General features: G+C 65.3%; 18 protein-coding genes. 14 read left to right on the top strand and 4 right to left on the bottom strand.

What is annotated here, in order from left to right; translation table 11 throughout:
• Window positions 1-94: 94 nt before the first annotated feature.
• The 9 genes from AC1D34_RS04400 to AC1D34_RS04360 all read left to right on the top strand — a co-directional run bounded on the left by AC1D34_RS04400 (window position 95) and on the right by AC1D34_RS04360 (window position 7,994).
• A complete protein-coding gene (locus tag AC1D34_RS04400) occupies window positions 95-1,288 on the top strand; it encodes an ABC transporter substrate-binding protein (protein ID WP_476823582.1) in 1,194 nt (397 codons plus the stop codon).
• Window positions 1,289-1,388: 100 nt separating this feature from the next.
• Complete coding sequence (locus AC1D34_RS04395) at window positions 1,389-2,462, top strand: ABC transporter ATP-binding protein (protein WP_069877234.1); 1,074 nt, start codon at window positions 1,389-1,391, stop codon at window positions 2,460-2,462.
• On the top strand, window positions 2,459-3,346 hold the full coding sequence (locus AC1D34_RS04390; RefSeq protein ID WP_441478761.1) for an ABC transporter permease: 888 nt from the start codon (window positions 2,459-2,461) through the stop codon (window positions 3,344-3,346). Before AC1D34_RS04395 ends, AC1D34_RS04390 begins: the two co-directional genes overlap by 4 nt.
• A gap of 4 nt (window positions 3,347-3,350) precedes the next feature.
• Window positions 3,351-4,181 carry an ABC transporter permease gene (locus AC1D34_RS04385; protein ID WP_476823581.1) on the top strand — a complete coding sequence of 277 codons (831 nt, stop codon included), beginning with the start codon at window positions 3,351-3,353 and terminating at the stop codon, window positions 4,179-4,181.
• A 128-nt stretch (window positions 4,182-4,309) separates the two neighbouring features.
• Window positions 4,310-5,032, top strand: a complete 723-nt coding sequence (locus AC1D34_RS04380; RefSeq protein WP_476823580.1) for a GntR family transcriptional regulator — start codon at window positions 4,310-4,312, stop codon at window positions 5,030-5,032.
• Between the two features lie 74 nt (window positions 5,033-5,106).
• Entirely contained in the window at window positions 5,107-5,997 is an 891-nt protein-coding gene (locus AC1D34_RS04375; protein WP_476823579.1) for a class I SAM-dependent methyltransferase, read from the top strand.
• Window positions 5,998-6,107: 110 nt separating this feature from the next.
• On the top strand, window positions 6,108-7,106 hold the full coding sequence (gene dusA / locus AC1D34_RS04370) for a tRNA dihydrouridine(20/20a) synthase DusA (protein ID WP_476823578.1): 999 nt from the start codon (window positions 6,108-6,110) through the stop codon (window positions 7,104-7,106).
• A 9-nt stretch (window positions 7,107-7,115) separates the two neighbouring features.
• Window positions 7,116-7,577 (top strand): PaaI family thioesterase, encoded by a 462-nt coding sequence (locus AC1D34_RS04365; protein ID WP_476823577.1) that lies wholly within the window; start codon window positions 7,116-7,118, stop codon window positions 7,575-7,577.
• Between the two features lie 33 nt (window positions 7,578-7,610).
• Window positions 7,611-7,994: a cupin domain-containing protein gene (locus tag AC1D34_RS04360; RefSeq protein ID WP_476823576.1), complete on the top strand. Its 384-nt coding sequence runs from the start codon at window positions 7,611-7,613 to the stop codon at window positions 7,992-7,994.
• A gap of 206 nt (window positions 7,995-8,200) precedes the next feature.
• On the opposite strand, the gene AC1D34_RS04355 is transcribed toward AC1D34_RS04360, so the two are convergent.
• Window positions 8,201-8,665 (bottom strand): hypothetical protein, encoded by a 465-nt coding sequence (locus AC1D34_RS04355; RefSeq protein ID WP_476823575.1) that lies wholly within the window; start codon window positions 8,663-8,665, stop codon window positions 8,201-8,203.
• A 346-nt stretch (window positions 8,666-9,011) separates the two neighbouring features.
• Here AC1D34_RS04355 and AC1D34_RS04350 point away from each other — a divergent pair, with 346 nt between their 5' ends.
• The 3 genes from AC1D34_RS04350 to AC1D34_RS04340 all read left to right on the top strand — a co-directional run bounded on the left by AC1D34_RS04350 (window position 9,012) and on the right by AC1D34_RS04340 (window position 11,524).
• The gene (locus tag AC1D34_RS04350) at window positions 9,012-9,434 is read left to right on the top strand and encodes an ArsR/SmtB family transcription factor (protein ID WP_476823574.1); all 423 of its coding nucleotides are present in this window, start codon (window positions 9,012-9,014) and stop codon (window positions 9,432-9,434) included.
• A 21-nt stretch (window positions 9,435-9,455) separates the two neighbouring features.
• Window positions 9,456-9,896: an SRPBCC family protein gene (locus AC1D34_RS04345; RefSeq protein WP_441489184.1), complete on the top strand. Its 441-nt coding sequence runs from the start codon at window positions 9,456-9,458 to the stop codon at window positions 9,894-9,896.
• 62 nt (window positions 9,897-9,958) lie between these two features.
• A complete protein-coding gene (locus tag AC1D34_RS04340) occupies window positions 9,959-11,524 on the top strand; it encodes an MFS transporter (protein ID WP_476823573.1) in 1,566 nt (521 codons plus the stop codon).
• Between the two features lie 140 nt (window positions 11,525-11,664).
• Here AC1D34_RS04340 and AC1D34_RS04335 read toward each other — a convergent pair whose 3' ends face one another.
• Entirely contained in the window at window positions 11,665-12,891 is a 1,227-nt protein-coding gene (locus tag AC1D34_RS04335) for an SMP-30/gluconolactonase/LRE family protein (RefSeq protein ID WP_476823572.1), read from the bottom strand.
• 313 nt (window positions 12,892-13,204) lie between these two features.
• On the opposite strand from AC1D34_RS04335, the gene AC1D34_RS04330 reads away from it, so the two are divergent.
• Window positions 13,205-14,038, top strand: a complete 834-nt coding sequence (locus AC1D34_RS04330; RefSeq protein ID WP_476823571.1) for a sulfite exporter TauE/SafE family protein — start codon at window positions 13,205-13,207, stop codon at window positions 14,036-14,038.
• A gap of 36 nt (window positions 14,039-14,074) precedes the next feature.
• On the top strand, window positions 14,075-14,551 hold the full coding sequence (locus AC1D34_RS04325; RefSeq protein WP_476823570.1) for an N-acetyltransferase family protein: 477 nt from the start codon (window positions 14,075-14,077) through the stop codon (window positions 14,549-14,551).
• 47 nt (window positions 14,552-14,598) lie between these two features.
• Here AC1D34_RS04325 and AC1D34_RS04320 read toward each other — a convergent pair whose 3' ends face one another.
• Window positions 14,599-14,793: a DUF1289 domain-containing protein gene (locus tag AC1D34_RS04320; protein ID WP_476823569.1), complete on the bottom strand. Its 195-nt coding sequence runs from the start codon at window positions 14,791-14,793 to the stop codon at window positions 14,599-14,601.
• Window positions 14,790-15,644 (bottom strand): adenosylcobinamide-GDP ribazoletransferase, encoded by an 855-nt coding sequence (locus tag AC1D34_RS04315; protein WP_476823568.1) that lies wholly within the window; start codon window positions 15,642-15,644, stop codon window positions 14,790-14,792. Before AC1D34_RS04315 ends, AC1D34_RS04320 begins: the two co-directional genes overlap by 4 nt.
• Window positions 15,645-15,838 lie beyond the last annotated feature (194 nt).

Raw genomic sequence — 15,838 nt, 5'->3', positions numbered from 1 at the left:
CGAGGCGACGTCAATGTGAACTTCGCCAAGGCTGACGCCGAAAGGTGTCTTGAAAGAAACCAAAAGCGGGAAATCCGTACCGAAGGGAGAAGTCATGGTCCAGGACAGCATTAATCGGCGCACATTTATTGGTGGTGTTGCCGGTCTCGCGGGTGCCGCGGCATATGCGCCGGGCGCCTTCGCGCAGCAGCTCAAGCTGCCGACCTCGCCGGTCGCGCTTTCCGTCGTCGATGTCGCCGGCAATCTGGCGCTGACGCAGAAGGCGATCGAGAATTACCGCAAGGCCAAGCCGAACCTGGTCTCGCGCATCACGTTCACCAAGGCGCCCGCGCCGGAGCTTCCCGGCAAGCTGAAGGCACAGCAGGAAGCGAACCGCGTCGATATCGACATGGTGCTGACCGGGACCGATGCGCTCTCGGCCGGTGTCGGCCAGAAGCTTTGGACGCCGCTGCTGCCGCAGCTTGCAGGCTCGCTGCCGAAGCTCGACGAGATCTACCTCGAAGGTGCCGCGAAGATGCAGGGCCTCGCTAGCGGGCAGGGCGTCGTGGTGACCTATTATCCCTCCGGGCCGCTGCTCGAGTACATGCCCGACAAGGTCAAGAAGGTGCCGACGACGGCCGAGGAGCTGCTCGCCTATACCCGCGAGAACAAGAACCGCTTCTTCTATGCGCGCCCCGCCAATTCGGGGCCCGGCCGGACCTGGATCATGGGCCTGCCCTATATCCTCGGGGATTCGAACCCGAAGGATCCGGTCAAGGGTTGGGACAAGACCTGGGCCTATCTCAAGGCGCTGGGCGAGAACGTCGAGTACTACCCGGCCGGCACCGGTGCGGTGATGAAGGAGCTCGGCGAAGGCTCCCGCGACATGACCGTCACGACCACGGGCTGGGACATCAACCCGCGCGTGCTCGGCGTCGTGCCCAAGGAGGCCAAGGTCGGCGCGCTCAAGGGATTCCATTGGGTCACCGACGCGCACTACATGTGCATCCCGAAGGGCGTCTCGGACGAGAAGCTCGCGGTGCTGCTCGACCTGATGAACTTCCTGCTCACGAAGGAGCAGCAGGCCTACACCTATGACGAGGGCTATTTCTATCCGGGCCCGGCCGTGAAGGGCGTGACGCTCGACATGGCGCCCGCCGAGAGCCAGGCGGCGATCAAGGAATACGGCCGTCCCGAATACGAGAAGCTCATCGCCGAGGCGCCGCTCGAGACGCCGCTCGATCCCGACCAGATGGTGCTCGCTTTCCGTCGCTGGGACGAGGAAGTCGGCGGCGCCAAGCGCAAGTGAACGAAACCCGTTAACGACAGCGAGCCGGTTCCGGCCGGCTCGCTTCGCCGTCACACTCCCTGACAGAACCCATCAGCCGCTTTCCAAAGACGTGACCTAAATGACGATTCACGCTGCGAACTTCCGCGAGCTGCGGCTCGACAATCTGAGCCGCGACTTCGGCACTCACAACGCCGTCAAGGACGTGTCGCTGACGATCAAGAAGGGCGAGTTCATCGCGCTTCTCGGTCCGTCGGGCTGCGGCAAGTCGACGACGCTGAACCTGATCGCGGGCCTGCTGCCAGCGACGGGCGGCGGCATCTGGCTCGATGATCGGCGCATCGACCCGCTGCGGCCCGAGGAGCGCGGCTTCGGCATGGTGTTCCAGAATTACGCCCTCTTCCCGCATATGAGCGTGAAGCGGAATATCGGCTTCGGTCTGAAGATGCGCGGCGTCCAGAAATCCGAGATCGAGCGGCGCGTCGGCGAGGCTGCAGCGCTGGTTCGGTTGCAGGGTCAGACCGAGAAACTGCCCGGCCAGCTCTCCGGCGGGCAGCAGCAGCGTGTCGCCATCGCCCGGGCCATCGTCGTCGAGCCGCCGCTCGTGCTGATGGACGAGCCGCTCTCCAACCTTGATGCCAAGCTGCGTCTCGAGATGCGCGCCGAGATCCGCCGCATCCACAATACGCTCGGTGCAACCACGATCTACGTCACGCATGATCAGGAAGAGGCGTTGTCGCTGGCCGACCGCATCGTCGTGATGCGTGACGGCCAGGTCCGTCAGGTCGGTGGGCCGGAAGACCTGTTCTCCCGCCCCGACCATCTCGATGTCGCCGAGTTCATGGGCTTCCGTAACAAGGTCGCCGGCCGCGTCGCCTCCGTCGAGGGTGAGCGCGCGACCGTCACCGTCGGTGACGCCAAGGTCGTCGGACGGGTGCGCGGCAGCGTGGCTCCCGGTGCTCAGGCCTGGCTCGCGATCCGGCCGGAGGATCTGCACCCCGCAACTGCCGGCAGCGCCGGGCTCAAGGCGTCGGTCGTCTCGACCGAGTTCCGCGGCCGCGAATTCGTCGGCTTCTCCCGCATGGCGGATGGAACCGATCTCTCCTTCCTGGCGCATGACCGCATCGCGCCGGGCGGCGAGGTCACGCTGGCTGCAGATCCCGATCGCGTCCTGGTTTTCGGGGGGGCGGCGTGAGCGCGACGACATCCATCCCCCTCAGCCAGAGGCTCGCCGCACGCGGCATCGATTCTCTGACCCTGCTGGTTCTGCCGGCGGTGTTCTTCCTCCTGGCGCTGTTCATCTACCCGTTCCTCTATGGGCTCGTGCTCTCCTTCACGCCCAAGACCGGGCCGATGCTGGCGAACTACACGCGCTTCTTCTCGGATTCTTTCCTGTACGGGACGATTGCGACGACGCTCTGGCTGGCATTGCCGGTTACGATCGTGACGCTTCTGCTGGCGATTCCGATCGCCTTCCGTGTGCGGATGATGAAGCATCAGCGCCTGCTGACCACGATCCTCGTGATCCCGATCACGCTCGGCACGGTTCTCGTCGCGCAGGGTCTGTTGAATTATCTTGGCCCCCAGGGCTGGTTCAACCGTACCCTGCTGACGCTCGGGCTGATCTCGACGCCGGTGAAGCTCCTGCACAATTACTGGGGCGTCTGCATTTCGCTCGTCATCACCGGCTTCCCCTTCACGTTCCTGCTGACCCTGTCCTACCTCTCCGGTGTCGATCCGGCGCTCGAGCAGGCCGGCGCGACGCTGGGCGCCGGGCCATGGGAGCGGTTCAAGCACATCCTGCTGCCGCTCCTGCTGCCGGGCCTGGCGATCACCTTCTGCCTCAGCTTCGTGCAGGCCTTTTCGGTCTTTCCCTCGGCGGTCTTGCTGGGGGCGCCGGCCGGGCCGACGCGCGTCATCTCGATCGCGGCCTATCAGGCTGCCTTCGAGGAGTATGATTATTCGATGGCATCTGCCGTCGCGATGATCATGGGCGTGGTGCAGCTCAGCATCGTCGTCGTCGTGCTGGCCGCGCGCGGCATGCTCTACCGTGGCCCCGCCGGCGGCGGGAAGGGCTGAGATCATGGTCAAGGATACCCGCCTCTCCAGCAAGCTCTGGGCTGCCGCCAACTGGACGCTCATCGGCTTCTTCATCCTCAACCTCGGCGCGATGATCGCGACGGTGGTGACGAGTTCCTTCGCGACCCGCTGGCTTGGCACATGGCTGCCGGCCGGCTGGACCACGCGCTGGTATTCGGCCGCCTGGAGCGAGTTCCAGCTCTCCGACGTGCTGAGCGTCACCTTCCAGATCGTCTTCCTGGTTGTGTTCCTCTCGGGCCTGCTCGGTGTGCCAGCCGCCTATGCGCTGGCGCGGCGGGATTTTCCGGGCAAGAAGCTCGTCATGCTGCTGTTCCTGCTGCCGTYGCTGGTGCCGCCGATCACGTTCGGCATCCCGCTCGCGACGGTGCTCTACAAGCTCGGCCTGGCCGGCGGCATGTCCGGCGTGGTGCTTGCCAACCTGGTGCCGACCGTTCCCTTCGTCATCCTGGTGATGATCCCGTTCATCGAGCAGATCGACACCAAGATCGAGGCGGCCGCCCGCGTCTTCGGAGCGAACACCTTCAAGCTCTTCATTCACGTCCTGCTGCCCCTGCTGATGCCGGGCATCCTGGCTGCGCTGCTGCTGGTTCTGGTCAGGACGATCGCGATGTTCGAGCTGACCTTCCTGACCGCAGGCCCGACCAGTCAGACGCTCGTCGTCGCCCTCTATTATGCGGTCTTCGCCGCGGGTGTGCGCGCCGTGCAGTCGATCGATGCCATGGCGGTGATCTACATGATCACGACGCTGATCTGGCTGGTGATCGCGCTGCGCTTCGTCAACCCGACGCAGATCGTCGCCCGGGCCAAGAAATAGGACGCCAACACGGAAGACGCCGGCCGCCTTCGGGTGGCCGGCCCCTGCGACGTATGGGCATGGCGACATCCACCATAGTGGTATGATAGACAGACCGCCGGATGGGGGATGAGCGGGACTCTCTGCCCATGACGATGGAACCCAGCCTCCGCCTCAAGGATTCGATCGCTCCGCATCTGGTCTCGTCCTTGCGGCGGGCGATTATCGCCACGCGGCTCAGGCCCGGTGAGGCACTCTCGGAAAAGGATATCGCCGGCCGCTTCGGCGTCGGCCGCCAGCCGGTCCGCGAGGCCTTCATCGAGCTCTCCGAAGCCGGCCTCGTACAGGTCCTGCCGAGCCGCGGCACTTATGTGATGAAGGTTTCGATGCGGGCGATCGCCAATGCCCGCTTCGTACGCGAGGCGGTGGAATGTGCCATCGCGCGCGCAGCCAGCGCTTTGATCACCGCGAAAGACGTGGTGCGACTGCGCCGGCTGATCGAGCGCCAGCGCGAGACGTCTCGGCTCGCCGATCGCTCCGCCTTCGCTGTGCTCGACGAGAATTTTCATCAGACCCTCGCCGAGATCGTCGATTGCGACTACGCCGCCCGCATCGTCGAAGGCGCTCGCGCCCAGACTGACCGCGTCCGCTATCTGTCGCTGCCCGGCGCCTCGCCGGTTCCGCTGCTCGTTGCCCAGCATGCCGCGATCGTCGATGCCATCGAGGCCGGAGACGCTGATGGCGCGGAGTGCGAGATGCGCAAGCATTTGCGCGAAATCCTCAACGCCTTGCCCCGGATTGCGCAGAACTATCCGGAGCTGTTCGAGGACGAAGTCATGCCGGCACATACGCAGGTGCTGCACAGGCCCTGATCGACGCGCTGAGGGGGCGGGGAGTGCCCGAGGCCCGCGCCGATCGAACCAGCAACGTGATTCGGGATCGCCCAATGGTGCGCAGCCAGACCACCCGAAACACGGCGCGACCAGTGCGGGCTGATCCCGAGCCATCGCTTTCCGAGAAAGTGACCCTGACCAGGGAGCGGGAAACACTCCTCATCACCCTCTATGCCAAGGGCGAGGAAAGCCGCCTGCGGGATTCCCTGCTGAATGATCGCTTTGCCGCGAGCGCGATCCGCCGGATCGACTATGACTTCCGGAAACTGGGTGTCAGTCGGGACGACATGATCGCGCTGGCGATGCGGGCGCATATCTTCGATGGCTGGACCAGCGACTTCATCATGCGGCACTCCGATGCGACGGTGCTGCATCTCGGCTGCGGCCTCGACAGCCGGGTCTTCCGGATCGATCCGCCCCCGAGCGTACGCTGGTTCGATCTGGACTATCCGGAGGTCGTTGCGCTCCGCCGGCGTCTCTATCCGGAAAGACAGGGTTACACCCTGATCGGTTCCCCGGTGACGGAGTCGGGTTGGCTCGATGACGTGCCTTCGGGCCGGCCGACAATGATCATTGCAGAAGGGCTGCTGATGTATCTCCGACCGGATGCCGTGCCACGGTTGATCAAACGGCTGGTTGCGCATTTCGGGCATGGCGAATTGGCTTTCGATGCCTTCAGCCCGTTCGGATTATGGCTTGTCAGCCATCACCGCGCGGTGCGGGCGACCGGCGCCACGCTGTTATGGAGCATCGACGAGCCGCGCGAGCTTGAAGACCGCATTCCCGGGCTGAAACTCAGGAACGACCTGACCGCCTATGATCCGCGCGGCTATGATCCGGCTCAGATTGCAAGGATGTCCTGGCCCGCCCGCCTGACGGTCCTCTTCCTCTCCGCCTTTCCGCCTCTCGGGCGCATGGGCCGGCTGCTTCGCTTCCAGTTTTGAGCGCGGCAGATTGCCGGGCTGAATCCCATGCGCAAAACCGGTCGAAAATCGCCTGCTTTCGCGTATAAGGGCGCGTGAAGCTCAGCACGCGCCGCCCATGTCCGGATAAAATGCAGCACTATCAGTCATATCGATTCTCCGTCGCACCCATGATGGATTGGACGGACCGGCATTGCCGCGTCATCCATCGCCTGATGTCGCGCCGGGCGCGGCTCTATACGGAGATGGTGACGGCGCAGGCGGTGATCCGCGGCGACCGGCAGCGCCTGATCGGCTTCGACGCGATGGAGCAGCCTGTTGCCTTGCAACTTGGCGGCAATGATCCGGCCCTGCTGGCCGAGGCCGCGAAGATCGGCGCCGATTTCGGCTATGACGAGATCAATCTGAACTGCGGCTGTCCCTCCGACCGCGTGCAGGGCGGGGCCTTTGGTGCCTGCCTGATGCGGGAGCCCGCGCTGGTCGGTGACTGCGTCGCGGCGATGAAGGCGGCAGTCTCCGTCGCCGTCACCGTCAAATGCCGCATCGGCGTCGATGATCAGGATCCGGAAGCGGCGCTCGATGCCCTGACCGTCAGCGTGCGAGACGCCGGCGTCGATGCGCTCGTCGTGCATGCTCGAAAGGCCTGGCTGCAGGGATTGTCGCCGAAGGAAAACCGCGAGATCCCGCCGCTCGACTATGAGCGCGCCTATCGTCTGAAGGCGGCGCATCCGGACCTGATCGTGGCGATCAATGGCGGCATCCGTGCCTCCGCGGAATGGCCGACGCATCTGGCGCATCTCGATGGGGTGATGATCGGCCGCGAGGCCTATCAAAATCCCGAAATCCTGCTGCAGGTCGATCCGCTGCTCTTTGGCGAGGCGGCGCCGGTTGACGATGCCTTCGCCATGCTGGAGGCGCTCGAACCGTATATCGCGGCGCATCTCGAGAAGGGCGGCCGGCTGCATGCCTTCACCCGCCATCTCGTCGGGCTGTTCCCGGGCCGTCGGGGTGCGCGCCAGTTCCGCCGTCATCTTGCCGAGCATTGCGTCGGGGGCGAAGCGGGGCTTGCGGATCTGCGTGCCGCGGTCGCCCATGTCTCGCGCTACGAAGAAGCGGCTGCCGCCGCATAGGAGCCTGCCATGACCGTGTCCGACCAGTCGCCTTTCGATGCGGATGTGGTCAGGCGCGTCGAGACCAGTTTCGGCAAACAGGCCTTCATGGCGACGCTCGGCGCGCGCCTGACCCGGGTCGCTCCCGGCGAGGTCGAGATCGAGCTGCCGGTCTCGGTCCATCTCACCCAGCAGCACGGCTTCGTTCATGCCGGAGCAGTCGCCACCATCGCCGATTCCGCTGCAGGATATGCGGCGCTGACGATGATGCCGCCGGGCACGGGTATCCTCACCGCCGAGTTCAAGATCAACCTCCTCGCGCCTGCTGCCGGCGAATGGCTGCTGGCGAAGGGCAGGGTGGTCAAGGCCGGCCGGACCCTGACGCTCGCCACGGCCGAGGTCTTCGCGCTGAAGGACGGCACAGCCAGGCTCTGCGCGATGATGACGGCGACCTGCATGACCATTGCCGGTCGCGATGGCGTGTCCGACTGAATGCGGGCGCCGACGGGGGAAGAGTGCAGCACCATGGATATCCTCGATCACGCCACCCAGCCGCAGGAACATTGGCGCGACGGGGTGAGGACGCTGATGCGCGTTTCGGCGACGGTCCAGAGCCGGCAGCTTTGCATCTTCGACCAGTACTGCGACCCAGGGCTGGGCGCGCCGATGCATCTTCATGCCGTCGAGGAGGTGCTCGAAGTGATCGGGGGGATGGCCGAGATCACATTACGCGACGAGACCAGGACCGTGACGGCCAATCAGTCGGTGCTGATTCCGGCAGGCGCACGCCACGGTTTCAAGAATATCGGCGCCGGGATTCTGCACGTGCGCGCCACCCTGGCCGCATGCATCTTCGAAGCGTCCTATGACGATCGCAACGAACTGTCCCGGCGCTATGTGCCGGATTAAGTGTGCCGGCGTGGCGCTGGATGCAGCACTCGTCCCGTACCGGCGTGCCGGGAAAGCCGAAGTCCCCCGCAACCGTGGATTCCCGGCATTTCCGTAGCGGCCGCGGGCGCGACAATGCGGCAGGGGCGGACCTCACACCCGTTGGTGCCGCGCCCGTGCCGGTGACCGGTCGGTGCCTTCGATAGTCTCTTCCCTGGATCAGCTCATCAGGGGCGGCGGAACAGCATCACCCAGTTGGTCTCCCAGCTCAGTCCACCGTCATAGGAAAAGGCCTGGCTCCACTGAGGCGTGGCGGTCTCGGTCCCCGTCCATTCAAACCTGACGCGTATCGGACGAACGCCATCGAGATCGTCCCCTTCGAAGACGCCTCTGCCATCCGTGAAACGGCCGAAGACCGGCGGCTGCATGGCCCCGTCACTCGAGTTGATCCAGTAGATCGCCCACTGGTCCTGAGTGGGATCGTAGAGGCGCAGGGATATTCCCTTGAAGCCGCGATCGGGGAAATCGGTCTCATCGATAGAAACGGTCCCGCCCATGAGCAATTGCGCGTCTGTTCGGGTCTCGAACTGGTCCCATTCGCCCGACCCGACGCCGCGCGCCTTGAGCTTGCGATGACTGACGTTCCACTCACCCTGATTGAAGTCGAATCCGTTGCGGGAAGTCGCCTTCATCGTGCAACGCCTTTCTTTGCCCGGCGCGGGATCGTCCCGGGCGGCTTGGGGTTGGACATCATCGGTGGACGCTCAGCGTCTGCGAAGACTCATAGTGGAGCGCGGAGCCGCAGGCTGTCAGCAGGCTTCCGGGGAACACGCCCCGTCAAGGCGAAATCACCCCCGCGGAGCCCGCCAGGGAGATGCTCGCTGCCTCGTCTTCATGCCCCATGGTTCTTGAGGTCTACGCCGTCTCCCATTTTGGACGTCTGTCGACGCGAACCGACAAAATTGCGATCGCTCTTTGCAAGCGCGGCAAATGTCGGTTTTACCCTGCCTGCACGTCTCTTCACCTTGGGGCACACGCTTGACGTTGCCCGCGCCGACTCCTAAACTTAACTTAATGGTTAAGTATCAAGAGCCGTCGCTCGACCGCACCTTTGCCGCTTTGGCTGACCCGACGCGGCGGGCGCTTCTGGCGCGGCTCAAAGAGGTGGATTCCGTCTCGGTCAGTGACCTGGCGCGACCCTTTCCGGTCACGCTGCCGGCCATCATGAAACATCTCGACGTGCTGTCGGATGCCGGGCTGATCACGCGGGAAAAGACAGGCCGCACGGTATCGTGCCGCCTGAACGCCGCACCGATGGAGGAAGCTATGGGGTGGCTGCGCCGCTACGAGCGCTTCTGGCGCGAGAAACTCGATGCGCTCGAGGCCTATTTCAACCGCCCGCGCAAGGATCGGGAGCCTGATCGCGGCGCACCACCACGCAAGACCAGCGACAAGACCTGATCGATCGACCGGAGGATAATCATGGACAAGAAGGTCGAGACCGCGCCCAGCCTGACGATGAAGCGGCGGCTCAATGCGACGCCGGCGGAGGTCTACCGCGCCTGGACGCAACCGGAACTGCTCGCGCGCTGGTTCGGGCCGGAGAATGTCCGGGCCGAGAAGGCGGAGATCGATGCGCGCGTCGGCGGCCATTATCGCATCTCGATGCGCGGCAGTGATGGTGAGTTGCATCACGTGTCGGGCGAGTATCACGAGGTCGTCGAAAATGAGCGCCTCGTCTTCAGCTGGGCCTGGATCTCGACGCCGGAGCGCGTCTCACGCGTGACGGTGACCCTCAAGCCGGACGGAGATGTCACCATCCTGACACTGCTTCACGAGCAGTTCTACGACGAGGCCGCGGCCGGCCGCCATGTGCATGGCTGGACAGGTTCGCTGGTCAAGCTGGAGCAGCTCTTCTCCTGACAGAGCCGGGCGAGCTCAAGGGACATCATCACCAAGGGGCGGCAACGCCTCCGGAGCCTTCAATGACGATGCACGATCAAGCCCCTCAGGGCGGTCGGCGCGAATGGATCGGCCTTGCGGTCATCGCGCTGCCCTGCCTGCTCTATTCAATGGATCTGACGGTCCTAAATCTCGCTGTGCCGCAGCTCAGCGCAGAACTCAGGCCCAGTGCCTCGCAGCTGCTCTGGATCGTCGATATCTACGGCTTCATGATCGCCGGCTGCCTGATCACCATGGGCACGCTGGGAGACCGGATCGGCCGGCGCCGGCTGCTGCTGATCGGTGCGGCGGCGTTCGGCCTCGCATCGATCCTGGCCGCTTTCGCCAATAGCGCCGGCACGTTGATCGCGGCGCGCGCCATATTGGGTGTGGCGGGGGCGACGCTCGCCCCGTCCACGCTCTCCCTGATCCGCAACATGTTCCTCGATCCGCGCCAGCGGACCGCGGCCATCGGCATCTGGATCGCCAGCTTCTCGGCGGGCGGCGCGATCRGCCCGCTGGTCGGCGGCATCATGCTCGAGCATTTCTGGTGGGGCTCGGTCTTCCTGATCAATGTGCCGGTGATGGTGCTGCTGCTCCTGCTCGGCCCCGTGCTGCTGCCGGAATTCCGCGACCCGAATGCCGGCAGGCTCGATCTTGCAAGCGCCGCCATGTCGCTCGTTTCCGTGCTGGCCGTGATCTACGGGTTGAAGCGGATTGCCGAGGATGGCCTGGGCCGGCTGCCCATCATGGCGATCCTGGCCGGGATGGCGCTTGCCGGCCTCTTCCTGCGCCGCCAGGTGCGCCTGGCCGAACCGTTGGTCGATCTGGCGTTGTTTCGCTCCAGGGCCTTCAGCGCTTCACTGACGGTCAACATCCTCGGCTTCTTCATCGCCTTCAGCAGCTTCCTCTTCACCGGTCAGTATCTGCAGCTCGTGCTGGGATTGAAGCCGCTGGAGGCCGGGCTCTGGTCGCTGCCCTCTGCGCTTGGTTTCATCCTGGGATCGATGTTTGCGCCCCGTATCGTCGGCAGCGCAAGCCCTGCGCATGTCATGGCGGGCGGCTTCACGTTGACCGCGTTGGGCTTTGCGACGCTGGCCGGGATCAGCCATGTCGAAGGCCCCATGATCATCGTCGCCGGGACGGTTCTGCTCTCGCTGGGGCTCGCGCCGATCGTCACGCTGACGACCGATCTCGTGGTCGGCAGCGTTCCGCCCGAGCGCGCCGGCACGGCGTCGGGCCTGTCCGAAACGAGCGCCGAGTTCGGCGGCGCTCTCGGCATCGCCATCCTCGGAAGCGTCCTGACTGCGCTKTATCGCTATCAGATGGGCCTGGCCGTGCCGTCGGGCGTGTCGCCGGAGGCGGCCGCTGCTGCGCGCGATACGCTCGGTGGCGCATTGACCATTGCAAAGGAGGTCGCGGGGACCGCCGGGGCAGACCTGCTTGCGACGGCGCGTGCGGCCTTCACACGCTCCTTCGCCATCACGGCCGGGCTCTGTTCGGCGATTGCGGTCCTTGCCGGCCTCTTTGCGGTCGTGATGCTGCGTGGCGTTGGTGGCGGCCCGGACCAACACCACGAGGCCGGCGCGCCGGCTCCGGTTGCGCGCTAGCCGCCGCCGCTGGGACGGCTAGATCATCGGACCGGAAATCGTATCCGGTCCGCTGATCTAACCCTTTGTGTTTGCATCGGCTTTCCCGAGAACCGCAATCCATTTTTCGGGCCGATGCAATAGCGCGAGACGGTAAGAGGTCAGCCCGGCCCGGCGCCCTGCGTGTTGACATAGACTGCGTAGATCGACTGGCTGGCTGCCATGAACAGGCGGTTTCGCTTCGGTCCGCCGAAACAGATATTGCCGCAGACCTCCGGCAGGCGGATGCGCCCGATCAGTTTGCCCGCCGGATTGAACACCTGCACGCCATTATAGCCCACGGCGCGGCCGGCATTGCTCGAGACCCAGAGATTGCCGTCGACATCGCTGCGTATCCCGTCGGGCCCGCATTTCACGCCGTCGAGCATGCAATCGGAGAACAGCTTCTGATTGCCAAGCTTGTTGTCGGCACCGACATCGAAGGCATGAATGTCGCCCTTGCCGCCGGGGCCGGTATCGCCCGGCCCCTTTCCTGTCGAGACAACGTACAGCTTCTTGAAATCAGGCGAGAAGCAGAGCCCGTTCGGGTCCGGCACCTGTTCCTCGGTGACGACGCGGTCGATGCGGCCGGACGGGTCGATGCGATAACAGTTCGTCGGCAGTTCGCGCTTGGCCGTGCCGATGCCGGCGAGCTGGCCGAGCCGCGGATTGAGCCGCCCGCTCGGGTTGCTCGGACCTCCGGCGGCGTCCGGCGCGCCCTCGTAGAGTTGGCCGCCATAGGGCGGATCGGTGAACCAGTAGCTGCCGTCGGGATGGGCAACGATATCATTGGGCGAGTTCAGTTTCTTGCCCTCGAAACTGTCGGCGAGCACGGTCGCCGACCCGTCGAGCTCATAGCGCACGACGCGGCGGTTCAGGTGCTCGCAGGAGAGCTGGCGGCCCTGGAAGTCGAAGCTGTTGCCATTGCTGTTGCCTGACGGTGTGCGGAAGATGCTGACCCGTCCGTCATCTTCCAGCCAGCGCAATTGCCGATTGTTGGGGATGTCGCTCCAGACCAGATAGCGACCCTGCGCGTTCCAGGCCGGTCCTTCGGCCCAGAGCGCGCCGGTCCAGAGCCGCTGGATCGCGCTGTTGGGCTGGGCATAATTGTTGAACACCGGGTCGACCGCGAGGATGTCGGGATCGGTGAAATAGGTTGTCGGAGCGCCGTTGCGGCTGAAATCCCGGGGCGGGCTGGTGATCGTGCTGGGCGGTCCGAGCGGGCCGGGCKGGGCCTGGGCGAGGGCTGGGTTCGTCGCCATGGCGAGCGCGCCGGTTCCCATCGCAGCGATGAGATGTCTCCGTGAGAGCTCCGGGCGTTGCTGCGTGTCAGTCAGTTGATCTGTCATCTTTAACCTCCCTGAGTGGCTTTTGATGAGATATCCCCCCGACCCTGTGGCCTTCGTCCCCGTGCGAATATTGTCCTTTCCTGTCAGGCTCGACTTAAGGCCGCACTCAGCACTGCAACGCTGCAGCAACCGGTCGAGCCTCTGCCGTTTGCGAGCGGGATTGCAGCAACGGCATGGACAGGCAGTCCCCTGCGCGCCCTGGGGCCATACAATCACCGAAACTGCCGCAGACATAGCGGCCTTGCCGCGCAAGCCTTGCCCCGGCGCGCAAAATCGCCCAGAGGTGGCCGCCCGCCGCCAACGGAACGTTTCGATGATTGCTGGAATCCCCTTGGGCGATCTCGCCTTTCTTGCCGTGTCGCTGGTTCTGGCCGGTGCGGTCACCGGTGTTCTCGCCGGGCTCTTCGGCGTCGGCGGCGGCGCGGTCATCGTGCCGATCCTCTACGAGGTCTTCCGCGTCATCGGCGTGCCGGAGGAGGTGCGCATGCCGCTTTGCGTCGGCACCTCGCTTGCGATCATCATCCCGACCTCGATCCGCTCCTTCAATGCCCACCGGGCCAAGGGCCTCGTCGATCTCGACATTCTCAAGGTCTGGGCGGTCCCGGTCGTGCTCGGCGTCATGGGCGGCAGCTATATCGCGCGCTACGCGCCGCCCGACCTGTTCAAGATCATCTTCGTCGCGGTCGCCGTGGTGAGCGCAATCCGCCTGCTCTTCGCCTCGGACCGCTGGAAGCTCGGCGATGACATGCTGGGCAAGGGGCTGATGACGGTCTATGGTGGCATCATCGGCGTGCTCTCGGCGCTGATGGGCATTGGCGGCGGTCAGCTCTCCAGCCTGTTCATGACCTTCTATGGCCGGCCGATCCATCAGGCCGTGGCCACCTCCTCGGGCCTCGGCGTGCTGATCTCGATCCCGGGCGCGTTGGGCTATATCTATGCCGGCTGGCCGAAGATGGACGTTTTGCCGCCGCTCTCACTCGGCTACGTCTCCTTCATCGGCTTCCTGCTCTTCATTCCGACCAGCATCTGGACGGCCCCGATCGGCGCGCGGCTGGCGCATCGGCTCTCCAAGCGCAAGCTGGAGGTCGTCTTCGGCATCTTCCTGCTCTTCGTCGCGAGCCGCTTCATCTGGTCGCTGCTGTTCTGATCGATCCGGCGAGCTGCATGCGGGGCGAGGACGCGCATGGTCACAACCCGACTGGCGACACCGGCTGACCATCCCGGGCTGATGGCCGTGCTCGTGGAGATGCAGGGCCACTACGCGGTGCCTTGTCCGACGCCCGAGGCGATTCTGGCAGGGCTTCGCGATCGCCCCGCCGGCAGCGACATCCTGCTGGCGGTGGAGCACGGCACGATCACCGGCTTTGCCGCCGTAGCTGCGATCTATCCCGGGCCAGGCCTCCAGCCTGGCTTCTTCCTCAAGGAGCTCTATGTCACCGCGTCCGCGCGCGGTAGCGGTTCGGGGAAGGCGCTGATGCGGGGGCTGGCGCGGCTGGCGCTCGAACGCGGCTTCAAGCGCATCGATTGGACGGCAGCGCGCGACGATCTTGGTCTCAGAGGTTTCTACGAGGCGCTCGGGGCTGCGCCGCATCCCGAGAAGATCTTCTATCGGCTGACCGGCGATGCCTTGCAGCGGCTGGGGAGCGAAGCCGAGGCTTAAGGCATCGGCCCGAAAAGTGGATTGCTGTTTTCGGGAAAGCCGTTGGTCTAGCCTGTCGGCTGGCTCGACCGGTCCGACGGAATCTTGCGGCGAGGCAATTCGGCCATGATGGCCAGCCGCTCGGGCTCGCTCAGCCGCGACCAGTCGGCGATCTCCTGAAGCGTTCGCAGGCAGCCTTCACAGAGCCGCGATACGGGGTCGATCACGCAGATCTGCACGCAGGGGCTGGAGGCGCCGCTCATTGCCAGGGAGAGCCCAGCGCGAAGGCGAAGCCGCAGGTGAGCGCGATCTCGGCGAGTTGCTGTGCTGCACCCAGAATATCGCCGGTCTGGCCGCCGATCAGGCGGCGGCCGAGCCGGGCGAGCCCCGCCAGGACGAGCACGGATAGCGCCAGGCCAAGCACAAGGCCCGTACCCGGCAGCCCGGCAGCCAGTGTCCCTGCGACGGCGAACGCGACCGAAAGCGCCAGCGCTGTCCAGGCCGTTGCGGCGGTGGGCTGGCCAACCGCAGCCGAGGCGCCGGAGCTCCGGGCAGGGGGCTCGGTGGCGAGCAGATAGAGCGCAGTGGCGCGCGACCATGGCGCCGCGATCAGCAACGCGGCGGCTGCAGCCAGAGATCCGAGCGCCTGGAGAATGGCCGCAAGTGCCGTCACCCGCAGCAGCAGGGAGAGCCCCAGCGCCATCGCCCCGAAGGTGCCGACGCGGCTGTCCTTCATGATCTCCAGCCGCCGTTCCGGCGTATGCCCTCCGAACAGCCCGTCGGCGGTGTCGGCGAGGCCGTCCTCGTGGAATGCTCCCGTGGTCAGTGCCGCGACCGTGACGGCAAGCGCCGTTGCCAGCGGCGGGCTGATGCCGGCCGCGCCAGCAGCCAGGAGGACAAGCGTTGCGGGCAAAGCGATGACGAGCGCAGCCAGCGGTACGGCGCGCGGCACCAGCCTGAAATCCGGCAGGCCATGCGCTGCTTCCTCGCCGGGCAGGCGCGGCACCGGGAGACGCGAATAGAAACGGATGCAGATCGCAGTCGCGATCAGCCAGCCCGGCCAATGCGGCCGGCCGGCCGGGAACTCCGAGATGTCGGGAGGGGCGTCGGCCATGCGGTCTCGGTATCCTCGATTGTCTTCCGCCGTCCAAGCCTATAGCAGCAGCGGCAACCCGGCGGCCACGCCGCATCCCGCCCGATTCCATCTTTCGCGAGACATCCAGCGATGCCCGCTTCCGGCCTTCCCTTCGACGACATCCGCAATCTCATCGCCAACATGCCGGGCCCCGATATGGGTGCCGCCAATGC

Source organism: Allobosea sp. P1_A7, from assembly GCF_056406775.1.
Note: the sequence above shows the minus strand (reverse complement) of the source record. Positions and strands in the feature narration are given on the sequence as shown.

What these genes read in the sequence shown, in the direction of transcription:
- AC1D34_RS04400 (WP_476823582.1), top strand. Translation starts at nt 95, where the DNA reads ATGGTCCAGGACAGCATTAATCGGCGCACATTTATTGGTGGTGTTGCC.
- AC1D34_RS04395 (WP_069877234.1), top strand. Translation starts at nt 1,389, where the DNA reads ATGACGATTCACGCTGCGAACTTCCGCGAGCTGCGGCTCGACAATCTG.
- AC1D34_RS04380 (WP_476823580.1), top strand. Translation starts at nt 4,310, where the DNA reads ATGACGATGGAACCCAGCCTCCGCCTCAAGGATTCGATCGCTCCGCAT.
- AC1D34_RS04375 (WP_476823579.1), top strand. Translation starts at nt 5,107, where the DNA reads ATGGTGCGCAGCCAGACCACCCGAAACACGGCGCGACCAGTGCGGGCT.
- dusA (WP_476823578.1), top strand. Translation starts at nt 6,108, where the DNA reads ATGCAGCACTATCAGTCATATCGATTCTCCGTCGCACCCATGATGGAT.
- AC1D34_RS04365 (WP_476823577.1), top strand. Translation starts at nt 7,116, where the DNA reads ATGACCGTGTCCGACCAGTCGCCTTTCGATGCGGATGTGGTCAGGCGC.
- AC1D34_RS04360 (WP_476823576.1), top strand. Translation starts at nt 7,611, where the DNA reads ATGGATATCCTCGATCACGCCACCCAGCCGCAGGAACATTGGCGCGAC.
- AC1D34_RS04355 (WP_476823575.1), bottom strand. Translation starts at nt 8,665, where the DNA reads ATGAAGGCGACTTCCCGCAACGGATTCGACTTCAATCAGGGTGAGTGG.
- AC1D34_RS04345 (WP_441489184.1), top strand. Translation starts at nt 9,456, where the DNA reads ATGGACAAGAAGGTCGAGACCGCGCCCAGCCTGACGATGAAGCGGCGG.
- AC1D34_RS04330 (WP_476823571.1), top strand. Translation starts at nt 13,205, where the DNA reads ATGATTGCTGGAATCCCCTTGGGCGATCTCGCCTTTCTTGCCGTGTCG.
- AC1D34_RS04325 (WP_476823570.1), top strand. Translation starts at nt 14,075, where the DNA reads ATGGTCACAACCCGACTGGCGACACCGGCTGACCATCCCGGGCTGATG.
- AC1D34_RS04320 (WP_476823569.1), bottom strand. Translation starts at nt 14,793, where the DNA reads ATGAGCGGCGCCTCCAGCCCCTGCGTGCAGATCTGCGTGATCGACCCC.
- AC1D34_RS04315 (WP_476823568.1), bottom strand. Translation starts at nt 15,644, where the DNA reads ATGGCCGACGCCCCTCCCGACATCTCGGAGTTCCCGGCCGGCCGGCCG.